This window comes from Flavobacterium sp. (genome assembly GCF_046073885.1).
GTDB lineage: Bacteria > Bacteroidota > Bacteroidia > Flavobacteriales > Flavobacteriaceae > Flavobacterium.
The window spans coordinates 101,448-114,997 of the sequence record NZ_JBJTND010000048.1 but is presented as its reverse complement, the minus strand read 5'-3'; the positions used below and the strand labels follow the sequence as shown (position 1 = coordinate 114,997).

Genomic DNA, 13,550 nt, shown 5'->3' with positions numbered 1-13,550 from the left:
AATCGCACAATTAATTAAATAAAATACCGCATGTCTATTACTAATATCCGATTGGAAGTAATGCAATTTTTAGAAAAAAATGTAGACTCTTTCATAGAACAATATCTAATTCCAGTAGAAACCATTTGGCAACCTTCTGATTTTTTACCAGATTCTCAAAGCGATTCTTTCTTTGATGATGTTAAAGAATTGCAAGAAATTGCCAAAGATTTACCTTATGATTTTTGGGTTGCTATGGTTGGAGACACCATCACCGAAGAAGCACTTCCTACCTACGAATCCTGGTTAATGGAAGTAGAAGGAGTAAATAATTTAGAAAATAATGGTTGGTCAAAATGGGTACGCCAATGGACTGGTGAAGAAAACCGCCATGGTGATTTACTTAACAAATACTTATACCTATCGGGAAGAGTAAACATGCGTGAAGTAGAAATTACTACCCACCACCTTATTAATGATGGCTTTGAAATAGGCACCGGAAGAGATCCTTACAAAAACTTTGTGTATACTAGTTTTCAAGAATTAGCAACGTATGTGTCTCACAATAGAGTTTCTCAAATTGCAAAACAATACGGAGACAACAAACTTTCCAAAGCATGTAAAATAATTGCTGGAGACGAAATGCGTCACCACCAAGCGTATAGCGAATTTGTAAATCAGATTTTCAAAGTTGACCCAAGCGAAATGATGTTGGCGTTTCAATACATGATGAAACAAAAAATCACCATGCCGGCGCACTTCTTAAGAGAATCGGGTCAATCGATAAGTACTGCTTTCAATCAATTTTCTGATTCGGCTCAAAAACTTGGAGTTTATACTGCCAATGATTATGTTGAGATCATGCAAAAGTTAATTGATAAATGGCAAATTGATAAAATTGTAAATCTTACGGATGAGGCCGAAAAAGCGCGTGATTATCTAATGAAATTGCCAGCAAGAATGGCAAAAATTTCGGAACGATTAGTACTCCCTGAAGAAAATGTAGTCTTTAAATGGGTACAACCTGTATAACTAATTCAATTAATCCTTTCTCCACAAGAAAGGATTTTTTATCCCCAATATTCTATGTCACTAATTGATACTACTATTCTTTTTGTAAAACAAAAATTACAAAACGCAGAAGCCGGTCACGACTGGTATCATGTGGAACGCGTGTATAAAAATGCGATAGTAATTGCAACTGAAGAAGCATGCGATTTGGAAATTGTAAAATTGGGCGCTTTACTACATGATATTGCCGATAGCAAATTTCATAATGGAGACGAAACAATTGGACCTAGAATTGCAAAAGAGTTTTTGGAAAACCAAAATGTAGCTTCTGAAACTATTTCTCATGTGGTGAACATCATAGAAAACATTTCTTTTAAAGGAGGAAATTTTGAAAAGAAATTTACATCCAAAGAATTAGATGTTGTTCAAGACGCTGATCGATTGGATGCCATTGGCGCCATTGGTATTGCCAGAACATTTAATTATGGAGGATTCAAAAACAGACCTTTATATTTACCTCATATTGCTCCAAATTTGCACATGACCAAAGAGGAATATAAAAATAATGAGGCCCCTACACTCAATCATTTTTATGAAAAATTGCTCTTGCTGAAAGATAAAATGAATACCGAAACCGGAAAAAAAATTGCAGCACAAAGACATCTTTTTATGGAAAGTTTCTTAGCACAATTTTACTCTGAGTGGGAAGGAGAAAAATAAATTAATTTCCTTTAAAATCGGCTTTTCTTTTTTCTAAAAAGGCTGTAGTTCCTTCTTTAAAATCTCCGGTACCGAAACATTTACCAAAGTTTTTTATTTCTGTTTCAAAGCCATTAATGCCATCAGTAAAATTAGCATTTACCGCTTCAATTGCTTTTCCAATTGCAACCGGTGAGTTTTTCATGATTTTTTGAGCTACAGATTTTGTAAATTCTATAAGTTCAGCTTGAGGGACTACATGGTTTACTAATCCAATTCTATAAGCTTCATCCGCAGGGATCATTCCTGCAGTCATAATAAGTTCCATGGCGCGACCTTTACCAACAAGTTGAGGTAAGCGTTGGGTTCCGCCATAACCCGGAATCACCCCAAGAGATACTTCTGGCAAGCCCATTTTGGCATTATCAGAGGCAATTCGAATATGACAAGCCATTGCTAATTCCAATCCACCGCCAAGGGCAAATCCATTTACTGCAGCAATAACCGGAGTTTTTAAATTTTCAATAAAATCAAATAATAATTCTTGCCCTTGTTGTGCTAGTTGCGCTCCTTCTTCAATAGAAAAATGTGCAAATTCTGAAATATCGGCACCAGCCACAAACGCTTTTTCACCTTCTCCCGTAATAATAATTATCTTAATTTCAGGGTTGGTATTTAAACTTTCTAATCCGTCATGCAACTCTTTTATCGTTGCAATATTTAATGCATTTAATTTTGATGGACGATTGATTGTGATGTGACCAATTCCGTTTTCAGAAGCAATAAGGATGTTTTCGAAATTCATAGTTTAATTTTATTTAGATAGGTAACGAAACGGTAAATGTAGTTCCTTTTCCTAATACGGTTTCAAATGTAATAGTTCCTTTGTAATTTTCAATAATGTTTTTAATGATACCCAATCCAAGTCCCATTCCACTATTTTTGGTTGTGAATTTTGGCTCAAAAATGTGTTCAATGTAGCTCGGATCTATTCCGATGCCATTATCTTTTACGGTAATATTTACCATATCATTCACTCGTTTTACTGCAACTACAATTGATTTTTCTTCTTGATTTTCTGGAATTGCTTGGATGGCATTTTTAACTAAATTCGTAATAATTCGAATTAAATGCGTTCGATCCATTATGGTAATAATTTCATTTTCATCACATTCAAAATGAAGTGCCTCTTCATTAAATATTTCTAAAGAAAACTCCACAACTTCCACCACATTAAGGGTTTCATTTTGCTGTGCAGGCATCGAAGCAAAGTTGGAAAAAGCCGATGCAACCGAGCTCATCGTATCAATTTGCTGAATTAAGGTTTTACTATAATCACTTAGTTTTTGCTGCAAATTTGGATCCTCGGGATCAAATTTTCTTTGGAAACTTTGCACCGTTAAACGCATTGGAGTTAGCGGATTTTTAATTTCGTGGGCTACTTGTTTTGCCATTTCTCGCCAAGCTTGTTCTCTTTCGCTTTGCGCTAACATGGTGGCGCTTTCTTCCAATTTATCCACCATTCGGTTATAGGCATTAATCAAGGAATTGATTTCACGACTGTTGGCCTCAATTACAATTTTCTCGTTCTTTTGCTCCAAACTAGTTTGGTTGATCTTATCCGAAATGGTCTTCAACGATTTGGTAATATAACTCGAAAGAAAATACGCCAAAGCGAAGGCAATAATCAGCATGAAAAAATACACCTGACTCAATCGAACCAGGAAATCTTGAATTTCGTTTTCATAAAAACTATCATCCTCTACATAAGGAAGATTTAAAATTCCGAGTGGTTTAAATTTATCATCTTTAATTTGACTGTAAGAAGATCGAATTTTTACCCCGTCAATAATCTTAATATCTACATACCTTTTTTCAATGGAAGACTGCACCAATTTGGTTACATATTTTGGAATGGGAGGTGCTACATTATCAACAGAGAAAGAGGCTTTGGAGGTTTTTAATAATTTTCCGCTTAAACTGTATATGTTTATTTCTACATTGTGAATATCGGATAATTCATGAATTTTATCTTTAAAAATATAAGGCAGATTTCGTTCTGTAAGCGGGTAAGTGGTTGTAGATAAAATGTAATTGATGTTTTCTTTTACAGCATCTTCTTTTCTATCTAATCGTTCTTGGTGGTACCTTCTTGCTTCATTTTTAAACTGAATCACCGAAATCAATGCCATTAAAGAGGAGGCGATTAATATCAATACAATCATCGATAGGAAAATCCTAATTCGAAGGGAAAGCATTGACATTTTAAAGCCGTTAAACATTTTTTCTAGTTACTTTTTTCTCTTATTCTTTTGTAAAATTTAAATCCAAGCATGATCAAAACTGAAAATAAAACAATTCCGATTACGCCATAAATCCAATTGAAAGCATTTTTTAAAACTACTAAAAAAACTACTGAAAATAAAATAATTGTTGCGCCTTCATTCCAAAGCCGCATGTAGTTTGAAGTATATTTAAATTGGTCGTTTTGTAATTGTTTGTAAATAACTTGGCATTTCCAATGGTATAAATACAATAGGAATACAAATCCTAGTTTTACATGCATCCAAGGCATGTGCAACCAAGCATTTCCAACAGGAGTAAAAAACAACATCCAATAGGCAAAAAAACTTGCTAAAATCGCACTCGGCCATGTTATGATATACCAAAGTCGGTACGTCATTATTTTGTATTGCTGTAGCAAAATTTCCTTTTCGGGGGATGGTTTGTCGTTGGCTTCTATTTGATAAACAAACAACCGAACGATGTAAAACAACCCTGCAAACCAAGTTACTACAAAGATGAGGTGAAGGGATTTTAGGTAGTTATAGAATTCCATTTTTTTTAGATTAAGGTTTTTGTACAACGTTTGTCATTCCGAAGGAATCTCATTGATTATTATTTTAGTTTTTACAAAATAACTTTATACCTTAAACATTTAGTTATTTTCAAATTCCTTTACCCAATTCGCCACCACGCCACACCATTCGTCATCGTCATTCATACAAGGGATTGCCATAAATTCTTCCCCGCCATGGTGTAAAAACTGCTCGTTGGCTTCCATGGCAATTTCTTCCAATGTTTCTAAACAGTCTGATACAAATGCCGGAGTTACCACTGCCAATTTTTTAATTCCTTTTTCGGGCATTTTGTTAATTTCAACATCGGTATAAGGTGTCAGCCATTTATCACCAGCCAAACGCGATTGAAAAGTCTGGCTGTATTTTCCTTCTGGGATACCTAGTAATTTCACCACTTGTTTGGTCGTTTCATAACATTGGTGTCGGTAGCAAAATTCATGCGCCGGCGAAGGGGTGTTGCAACACGACCCATCAATTGCGCAATGTGATTTGGTTACATCGGTTTTGCGAATATGACGCTTCGGAATTCCGTGATACGAAAACAATAAATGATCGTATTCAAAAGTATCCAAATGTTTTTTTATAGAATTGGCTAAAGCCTGAATATAATCGGGTTTGTTATAAAAAGCAGAAACTTTTGTAAGTTTCATTTCTGGGAATTTGGTGCGAACTAATTCATCTGCCAATTCCCAAATAGTGGTTGTAGAAGCCATAGCATACTGCGGATATAAAGCCAAAAGCAGCACTTCAGTCACACCTTTTTCTCTCAATTCTTGCAAGCCTTTTTCAATAGTCATTGTTCCATAACGCATAGCCAAGGCCACCGGAATAGAACTTTTCTCTTGAACTTTTTTATGCATTCGTTTCGAAATCACCACCAATGGAGATCCTTCTTCCCACCAAATTCTAGCGTACGCTGCAGCCGATTTTTTTGGTCGGGTTTGTAAAATAATTCCTCTTACTAACAAGGCGCGCAATAAAAACGGAACGTCAATTACGTATTTATCCATTAAAAATTCATCTAAATACGGCTTCACATCTTTAGCGGTTGGACTTTCTGGTGAACCAAGATTGACTAGTAATACTCCTTTCATTAGTTATGGTAGATTATATATTGATATTTATTGACATTAGGTATTTCTTTGGGGTGGTAGCAAATTTTTTCTTGAAAGCCGCAATAAAATGACTTCCGGTGCTGTATCCAATTTTTAACCCCACTTCGTTTACATTGTAGGAACCCGAATCAAGCAATTGACGGGCATAGTCTAGTTTATAATCAAGTAAAAAACCATATACGGTGTCTCCATATATTTGTTTGAAACCCATTTTTAGTTTCTTCAAACTCAACCCCACTTGATCAGCTAATTCTTCGAGCCCAGGTGGCTCGGCCATATTTTGAATAATTATTTCTTTGGCTTTTTTAATTTTCAAAACATTTTCCTCATCGTTTAAGAAAGGGCATTGCTCTGCATCGGGATCTTCAGATCGATTAAAATACAAGCTCAACAATTCATATCCTTTCCCTTTATAATATAGGTTTTTTATGGCTGGGTTTAAATTGTAATGAAATAACTGACTCAACACGATTGCCATAGAAGGACTTATATCGCTTTCTGTATAGTATTTACGATCTTTATTTTCTTCACTTAAAAAAGGAATGTTCCCCGATTCACTTGTAAAAAGGGAATGAAATTTTTGAATTGAAATTAATACTGAGATAACCCAAGTATTTGGCGCAATTTCTAAATCTAGCGGTAATTCTTTTTGTGGATTGTAAAACAAAAGTGCTTTTTCTTCTTTTAAATCTAAAGCATAGTTTCCCATGTTAAAAATAAATTTTGCTTTACCTTTTATTCCAAAATGAAATTGTATAAGTCCTTGATTAACATGTCGTTTCACATGATAATTTTCAGGGCTTTCATTTTGAAATCGGAGCAAAATAAAATCATTTTCAATTTTAATTTCTTCTTGTGAACCCATAGCGATATTTTTTTAAAATAAAAAAAGTTGTTTCTTAAAATTTAATTAAGAATAGTTCTAAATTAAATAGTGTAAAACCATTTATTTTAAAGCAAAATTAAAAAAAATAACGCTATAAATACAAATAACCAAGAAATTTCTCGAAGCGACATAAAAAGTACTTTTAGCGTTATTTTTTCATATTTCATAAACCTAAATTTGTTTACTTTTTAGGAAAAGGGCAATATGGAAAACAATACTACGAACAAGTCTACTACTTTTTACGCTGTTGGATTGAGCTACAAGAAGGCCGATGCAGAGATGCGGGGAAAATTTAGTTTAGACTCAGAAGCTAAAATCAACTTATTGGCGCAAGCTAAAAAAGAAGGAATTGAAGCTTTAATTGTTACTTCCACTTGCAACAGAACCGAAATTTATGGTTTTGCGCAACATCCATTTCAGTTAATCAAATTACTTTGCGAAAACAGTAACGGCACCGTTGAAGAATTTCAAAAGGTGGCTTTTGTATATAAAAAACAAGAAGCAATTAATCATGTTTTTCGTGTTGGTACCGGTTTAGACAGTCAGATTCTTGGAGATTTTGAAATTATAAGTCAGTTAAAAATGGCTTTCGCAGAAAGTAAAAACAGCCAACTTGCCAATGCTTTTATGGAGCGATTGGTAAATGCGGTGATTCAATCGAGCAAAAAAATAAAAAATGAAACGGAGATTTCTTCCGGTGCTACTTCGGTTTCATTTGCCTCAGTGCAGTACATATTTAAAAATGTAGAAGATATTGCCAATAAAAACATCTTACTTTTCGGTACAGGAAAAATAGGAAGAAATACCTGCGAAAATTTAGTAAAACATACCAAACACGAGCAAATTACACTAATCAACAGAACAAAAGATAAAGCCGAAAAATTAGCTCAAAAACTAAATGTTATTGTAAAAGATTACGCCGACTTACAACTCGAAATTCAAAAAGCAGATGTAGTTGTTGTGGCAACTGGCGCCCAAAATCCTACAATTGATAAAACCATCCTGAATTTAAAAAAACCGTTACTTATTTTAGATTTATCCATTCCAAAAAATGTGCACGAAAATGTAAATGAAGTTCCTGGTGTTACTTTAGTTCATATGGATCACTTATCGCAAATTACCGATGAAACTTTAGAAAATAGAAAATTACATATTCCGGCAGCAGAGGCAATAATTGAGGAAATTCAAGAGGAGTTTTTGGCATGGAATAAAAACCGAAAATTTGCACCTACGATCCATGCTTTAAAAGAAAAGTTCAATTCTATTAAAGAAGGCGAGTTAAATTTTCAAAGAAAAAAATTATCTAATTTTGATGAAGATCAAGCCGAATTGATAAGCAATAGAATAATCCAAAAGATAACGAGCCATTTTGTTAACCATTTAAAAGAGGGTGAATCAATGGAAGAAGGAATCGAATGGATAGAAAAGGTATTTCAATTAGAGCAAGAAAAAGAAATTTTCTAGTTATCAAGCCCCAACCAGAAACCAAAATTTTAGGTTTCCAAAAAACACAAAATGTCTAAAAAAACCATAAGAATTGGCACCAGAGACAGTGAATTAGCACTTTTTCAAGCCCACACCGTTCAAAAACAATTGAATGATTTAGGATATAAAACCGAAATCATCGCCGTGAAATCGGAAGGGGATCTTCTTTTAGACAAACCGCTTTATGAGCTAGGAATTACCGGAATATTCACTAAGACACTCGATATTGCCATGATTAATGGGCAAGTAGATATTGCTGTGCATTCTATGAAGGACGTTCCCACTGCTTTGCCACAAGGAATTGTGCAAGCGGCAGTTTTAGAAAGAGCTACTATTTTGGATATTTTGGTTCATAAAGGAGCCATTTCCTTTCTAGATTCGGAGGCCACAATAGCAACCGGAAGTTTACGTCGTCAAGCACAATGGTGGAATAAATACCCAAACCACAAAGTGGTCGACCTACGTGGAAATGTAAATACCAGAATGCAAAAATTACAGGAAAATGATTGGGACGGAGCTGTTTTTGCAGCAGCCGGATTGGAACGCATTAAATTAAAACCAGAAAACCACATCAATTTAGATTGGATGATTCCTGCGCCAGCACAAGGAGCCATGGTCGTTGTTGCAATGGCAGAAGATGAATTTACATTGGACGCTTTATCGCAATTAAACCATATCGAAACCGAAATTTGTACTTATATAGAAAGACAATTTCTAAAAACGCTAGAAGGCGGTTGCACGGCACCAATTGGAGCATTAGCAAAATACAATGAAAAAGAAGATACTATTCATTTTAAAGGAGTTTTGTTATCCATTGATGGCAAACAAAAATTAGAAATTGAAAAAGTCGTTGCTATTTCCGAATGGAAAAAATTAGGATTCCATGCTGCACAAGAAATTCTAAATAATGGCGGTGTCCAATTAATGGAAGAGATAAAACAGCAATTAAAAAAATAAGCACAACAAGAATTCCATTAAGACAGGAATAAAATATGGCAAAACTGATAAACATACTATCCACTAAAAAACTAGATTTAGCCCAAAAGCAACTTCTTTTGGACGCTGCTATAACGGTTGTGGAGGAAGATTTTATTGAAACAAAAGCCAAAAAATTTCAATTTTCTAAAGTGCATGAAAATTTAATTTTCACCAGTCAAAATGCGGTACATAGTATTTTACAGCACCCAAAATGTAACGAATTAAAAGGGAAAAGTGTTTTTTGTGTTGGATTAAAAACCAAGGAATTGCTTACAGAAAACGGATTTGATGTAGTTGCCTATACCGGTTATGCTGCCGATTTGGCCGAAATAATTTCACTTATTTATTCAAAAGAAAGTTACACTTTTTTCAGCGGAAATTTACGACGCGATGTGTTGCCCAACACACTAAATGAAAACGGAATTACATTCAATGAAATAGAAGTGTATGAAACCAACATAACCTCAAAAAAAATCACAAATAAACTAGACGGAATACTATTTTTTAGTCCATCAGCCGTAGAAAGTTATTTGAAATTGAATTCCATAAAAGAAGAAATGTGCTTTTGTATAGGAGAAACCACCGCAGAAGCATTAGAAAATAATAAAGTAAAAAACATAATCATCGCAGATAAACCATTGGTTGAAAATGTGATTTATGAAGTAATAGAATATTATAATCGCTGAACGCTAACAGCTATCAGCTAACAGCTAAAAAATGATAAAAAACGACCTGTTCTTAAGAGCGCTGAATAATGAAAAAGTAGAACGCCCACCCGTATGGATGATGCGTCAAGCGGGGAGGTATCTACCAGAATTTAGAGCATTAAGAGATAAATATGATTTTTTCACCCGTTGTGAAACACCCGAATTGGCTGCCGAAATTACCGTACAACCCATTCGAATTGTGAAACCCGATGCGGCAATTTTGTTTTCTGACATTTTGGTGGTGCCACGCGCAATGGGAATTCACGTGGAACTGAAAGACAATTTGGGACCCATTATTCCAAATCCAATTCGCACTATGGACGATGTGAATAGAACTTTTGTTCCAGATGTTCATGAATCGTTGGGTTATGTTTTTGATGCCATCAAATTAACTAAAGAAATGCTGAACGATGAGGTGCCACTGATTGGGTTTGCCGGTTCGCCATGGACTATTTTTTGTTATGCTGTGGAAGGAAAAGGTTCTAAAAGCTTTGATACGGCTAAAGGATTTTGTTTTTCAAACCCAGTAGCAGCGCATACTTTATTGCAGAAAATTACCGATACCACCATTTTATATTTGAAAGAAAAAGTAAAAGCAGGTTGTAATGCCATTCAGATTTTTGATTCTTGGGGAGGCATGTTATCGCCAGTAGATTATCAAGAATTCTCTTGGAAGTACATCAACCAAATTGTGGAAGCTTTAGCTGACGAAACGAAAGTAATTGTTTTCGGAAAAGGATGTTGGTTTGCTTTAGGCGAAATGTCAAAATCGAAAGCGTCTGCATTGGGTGTAGATTGGACTTGCTCTGCTCGAAATGCGCGATATTTGACAGGAGGGAATATTACTTTGCAAGGAAATTTTGATCCAAGTCGTTTGCTTTCTCCTATTCCAACCATCAAAAAAATGGTACACGAAATGATCGATGAATTCGGAAAAGACAATTATATCGTAAACCTTGGACATGGAATTTTACCAAATATTCCTGTAGATCACGCTAAAGCTTTTGTTGAGGCAGTAAAAGAATATAATCAATAAAAATAATGATGATAAAAAATTTATTGATGTTTATTGGGTTTTTAATATCATTCAATTGCTATAGTCAAAATATTGTTTCTAAAACAAAACACAAATCAATTGCAAGCAACCCTTTAAGAAAAAAAATTATTGGAATTTGGACGCAAAAAGGTTCGATAAATGCGGATTTTAAAATTGACAGTAAAACCATTTATTATGTTGAGGATTTTGCAAATTATAAATATTCTTTAATTGGGGACTTAATAAAAATTTACTATCCAGATTACATATATGAGGGTAAAGTTTCTTTTAATAATGATACTTTAATTATTAGTAATAAAGATGGTGTAGGTAGATATTGGAGATTCAAAGAATAAAGCAATAAATTAAGTTAATGCTAAAAAATGAAAGATAAATTCTACCAATACATACTAAACCTCCAAGACCAAATCACTTCTAAACTAGAAGAGATTGATGGCGGTGCCCAATTTCGTGAAGACCTATGGGACAGACCAGAAGGAGGTGGCGGAAGAACACGTGTCATTGAAAACGGCCAAGTTTTTGAAAAAGGAGGGGTAAATATTTCGGCCGTTCACGGGAAATTACCGGATTCGATGCAAAAATTATTCAATGTGGGTGAAGCCGATTTTTTTGCGTGTGGATTGAGTTTGGTGATTCATCCTAAAAACCCAATGGCGCCTACGGTTCATGCCAATTGGCGTTATTTTGAAATGTACGATACTTCGACAGAGCTCAGCACAGGCTCACGGAAAGTAATAAATTCGTGGTTTGGTGGCGGACAAGATTTAACGCCGTATTATTTATTTGAAGAAGATGCCATTCATTTTCATCAAACGTGTAAAACGGCTTGCGACAAACACAATCCAGAGTTTTATCCAAAATTCAAAAAACAATGTGATGACTATTTTTGGAACGCACATAGAAATGAAGCGAGAGGCATTGGCGGATTGTTTTTTGATTATTGCAAATACACGAGCGATAGCGAATTGGCGAATCAAACTGACAGAAAAATGTCTATGGAAGATTGGTATAATTTTGTCACCGAAGTGGGCAATAGTTTTCTAGAAGCTTATGTTCCCATTGTAGAAAAAAGAAAGAATTTACCATATACTCCAGAACAAAGAACCTGGCAAGAAATCCGCAGAGGGCGTTATGTCGAATTCAATTTAGTGCACGATAAAGGCACCCTTTTCGGACTAAAAACCAACGGAAGAATTGAAAGTATTTTGATGAGTTTGCCGCCACATGTGCAATGGCATTATGACCACCATCCCGTTGCCGGAAGCGAAGAAGAAAAATTAATCAAAGTATTAGAAAAACCAGTAGATTGGCTATAAGCTGTCAGCCATTAGCGGTTAGCTAAATTAATTGAAGAAAACAGGATAATGCTAATAGCTGAAAGCTTAAAAACATGAGAGATTATAAGAAATTTTTAGTTTGGGAAAAATCACATGCTTTAACCCTAGCAATTTACAAGGTTACAAGCTTATTCCCTAAAGATGAAATTTTCGGATTGACAAGTCAAATTAAAAGAGCTTCTAGTTCAATTCCGATGAATATAGCTGAAGGCTGTGGTAGAAATTCAGATAAAGATTTTTGTAGATTTCTGTATATTGCATTTGGTTCAGCAAACGAATTAGAATATCAAATATTGTTGAGTATTGACTTGAATTTTATTGAAAATGAAAGTGGTCAAAAGCTATTGTTTCAAATAGAAGAAATAAAAAAAATGCTAAACGGATTAATAATAAAGTTAAATAAAGCTGAATGCTATAAAGCTAAAAAAATATGTTCCAATTACAAAGAGGTAGAAGATTACGCGTAAATGAATCTATACGAAGTTTGGTTCGTGAAACCACTTTAAGTCCGAGTGATTTTATGTTTCCAATGTTCATTGCCGAAGGCGAAAATTACAAAGTAGAAATTCCATCCATGCCCGGAATTTACCGTCGTTCGATAGACTTAACGGTTGCTGAGGTTAAAGAATTATTTGCTTTAGGAATTCGCGCGGTCAACATTTATGTAAAAGTAGATGAATCACTTAAAGACAACACCGGAAAAGAAGCATGGAACCCTAATGGGTTGATGCAACGCGCTATTAAAGCCATAAAATCTGCCTGTCCCGAAATGATTGTTATGCCCGATGTGGCTTTGGATCCGTATTCTATTTATGGTCATGACGGAATAATTGAAAACGGTGATGTTGCTAACGATGCTACCAACGAAGCTTTAGTAAAAATGGCCGTTTCTCACGCACAAGCCGGAGCTGATTTTGTTGCCCCTAGCGACATGATGGACGGACGTGTTTTGCGTTTACGCCAAGGTTTGGATGCTGCAGGATTTCCATATGTGGGGATTATGAGTTATTCGGCCAAGTATGCTTCGGCATTTTACGGACCTTTTCGTGATGCCTTAGATAGCGCGCCAAAAGAGGTTGATGCTGAGCCTGTCGAAGTACCAAAAGATAAAAAAACATACCAAATGGATTATGCCAACCGCATTGAAGCCATCAAAGAAGCGCTAATGGATGTAGAAGAAGGTGCCGATATGGTTATGGTTAAACCCGGAATTGCCTATTTGGATATTGTTCGAGAAGTTAAAAATGCAGTGAATGTTCCGGTAACGGTTTTTCATGTTTCGGGAGAATATGCCATGATCAAAGCCGCTTCCGAAAGAGGATGGTTGGATCATGATAAAATCATGATGGAACAATTAATGTGTATCAAGCGCGCAGGAGCAAGTTTGATTTCGACTTATTTTGCAAAAGAAGCAGCTATTATTCTAAATAAATAA

The 13,550-nt window shown here is 35.1% G+C and carries 15 protein-coding genes; 10 read left to right on the top strand and 5 right to left on the bottom strand.

The genetic code is table 11. The features are described from left to right. Positions 1-30: 30 nt before the first annotated feature. Positions 31-1,011 carry an acyl-ACP desaturase gene (locus ACKOWY_RS06780; RefSeq protein WP_408940682.1) on the top strand — a complete coding sequence of 327 codons (981 nt, stop codon included), beginning with the start codon at positions 31-33 and terminating at the stop codon, positions 1,009-1,011. Between the two features lie 54 nt (positions 1,012-1,065). Further along, positions 1,066-1,710, top strand: a complete 645-nt coding sequence (locus tag ACKOWY_RS06775; protein WP_408940681.1) for an HD domain-containing protein — start codon at positions 1,066-1,068, stop codon at positions 1,708-1,710. Position 1,711: 1 nt separating this feature from the next. Here ACKOWY_RS06775 and ACKOWY_RS06770 read toward each other — a convergent pair whose 3' ends face one another. The 5 genes from ACKOWY_RS06770 to ACKOWY_RS06750 all read right to left on the bottom strand — a co-directional run bounded on the left by ACKOWY_RS06770 (position 1,712) and on the right by ACKOWY_RS06750 (position 6,530). After that, positions 1,712-2,494, bottom strand: coding sequence for an enoyl-CoA hydratase/isomerase family protein (locus ACKOWY_RS06770; RefSeq protein ID WP_408940680.1), 783 nt, complete (start codon positions 2,492-2,494; stop codon positions 1,712-1,714). A gap of 13 nt (positions 2,495-2,507) precedes the next feature. Beyond that, on the bottom strand, positions 2,508-3,914 hold the full coding sequence (locus ACKOWY_RS06765) for a sensor histidine kinase (protein WP_408940723.1): 1,407 nt from the start codon (positions 3,912-3,914) through the stop codon (positions 2,508-2,510). A 62-nt stretch (positions 3,915-3,976) separates the two neighbouring features. Continuing rightward, positions 3,977-4,528, bottom strand: a complete 552-nt coding sequence (locus tag ACKOWY_RS06760) for a CopD family protein (protein ID WP_408940679.1) — start codon at positions 4,526-4,528, stop codon at positions 3,977-3,979. 99 nt (positions 4,529-4,627) lie between these two features. Then, entirely contained in the window at positions 4,628-5,644 is a 1,017-nt protein-coding gene (gene hemH, locus ACKOWY_RS06755; RefSeq protein WP_408940678.1) for a ferrochelatase, read from the bottom strand. Between the two features lie 13 nt (positions 5,645-5,657). After that, positions 5,658-6,530 carry a helix-turn-helix transcriptional regulator gene (locus tag ACKOWY_RS06750; RefSeq protein WP_408940677.1) on the bottom strand — a complete coding sequence of 291 codons (873 nt, stop codon included), beginning with the start codon at positions 6,528-6,530 and terminating at the stop codon, positions 5,658-5,660. Between the two features lie 225 nt (positions 6,531-6,755). Here ACKOWY_RS06750 and hemA point away from each other — a divergent pair, with 225 nt between their 5' ends. The 8 genes from hemA (at position 6,756) to hemB (ending at position 13,550) form a co-directional block, all read left to right on the top strand. Beyond that, positions 6,756-8,015 carry a glutamyl-tRNA reductase gene (gene hemA / locus ACKOWY_RS06745; RefSeq protein ID WP_408940676.1) on the top strand — a complete coding sequence of 420 codons (1,260 nt, stop codon included), beginning with the start codon at positions 6,756-6,758 and terminating at the stop codon, positions 8,013-8,015. 51 nt (positions 8,016-8,066) lie between these two features. Then, complete coding sequence (gene hemC / locus ACKOWY_RS06740; RefSeq protein ID WP_408940675.1) at positions 8,067-8,993, top strand: hydroxymethylbilane synthase; 927 nt, start codon at positions 8,067-8,069, stop codon at positions 8,991-8,993. Between the two features lie 35 nt (positions 8,994-9,028). Further along, on the top strand, positions 9,029-9,700 hold the full coding sequence (locus ACKOWY_RS06735) for a uroporphyrinogen-III synthase (protein WP_408940674.1): 672 nt from the start codon (positions 9,029-9,031) through the stop codon (positions 9,698-9,700). Between the two features lie 31 nt (positions 9,701-9,731). Next, positions 9,732-10,757: a uroporphyrinogen decarboxylase gene (hemE, locus tag ACKOWY_RS06730; protein ID WP_408940673.1), complete on the top strand. Its 1,026-nt coding sequence runs from the start codon at positions 9,732-9,734 to the stop codon at positions 10,755-10,757. A gap of 5 nt (positions 10,758-10,762) precedes the next feature. Beyond that, positions 10,763-11,113 carry a hypothetical protein gene (locus ACKOWY_RS06725; RefSeq protein WP_408940672.1) on the top strand — a complete coding sequence of 117 codons (351 nt, stop codon included), beginning with the start codon at positions 10,763-10,765 and terminating at the stop codon, positions 11,111-11,113. A gap of 27 nt (positions 11,114-11,140) precedes the next feature. Then, positions 11,141-12,094 (top strand): oxygen-dependent coproporphyrinogen oxidase, encoded by a 954-nt coding sequence (hemF, locus tag ACKOWY_RS06720; RefSeq protein WP_408940671.1) that lies wholly within the window; start codon positions 11,141-11,143, stop codon positions 12,092-12,094. A gap of 74 nt (positions 12,095-12,168) precedes the next feature. Next, the gene (locus ACKOWY_RS06715) at positions 12,169-12,582 is read left to right on the top strand and encodes a four helix bundle protein (RefSeq protein ID WP_408940670.1); all 414 of its coding nucleotides are present in this window, start codon (positions 12,169-12,171) and stop codon (positions 12,580-12,582) included. Continuing rightward, on the top strand, positions 12,546-13,550 hold the full coding sequence (hemB, locus tag ACKOWY_RS06710; protein WP_408940669.1) for a porphobilinogen synthase: 1,005 nt from the start codon (positions 12,546-12,548) through the stop codon (positions 13,548-13,550). The genes ACKOWY_RS06715 and hemB overlap by 37 nt, the downstream gene beginning before the upstream one ends.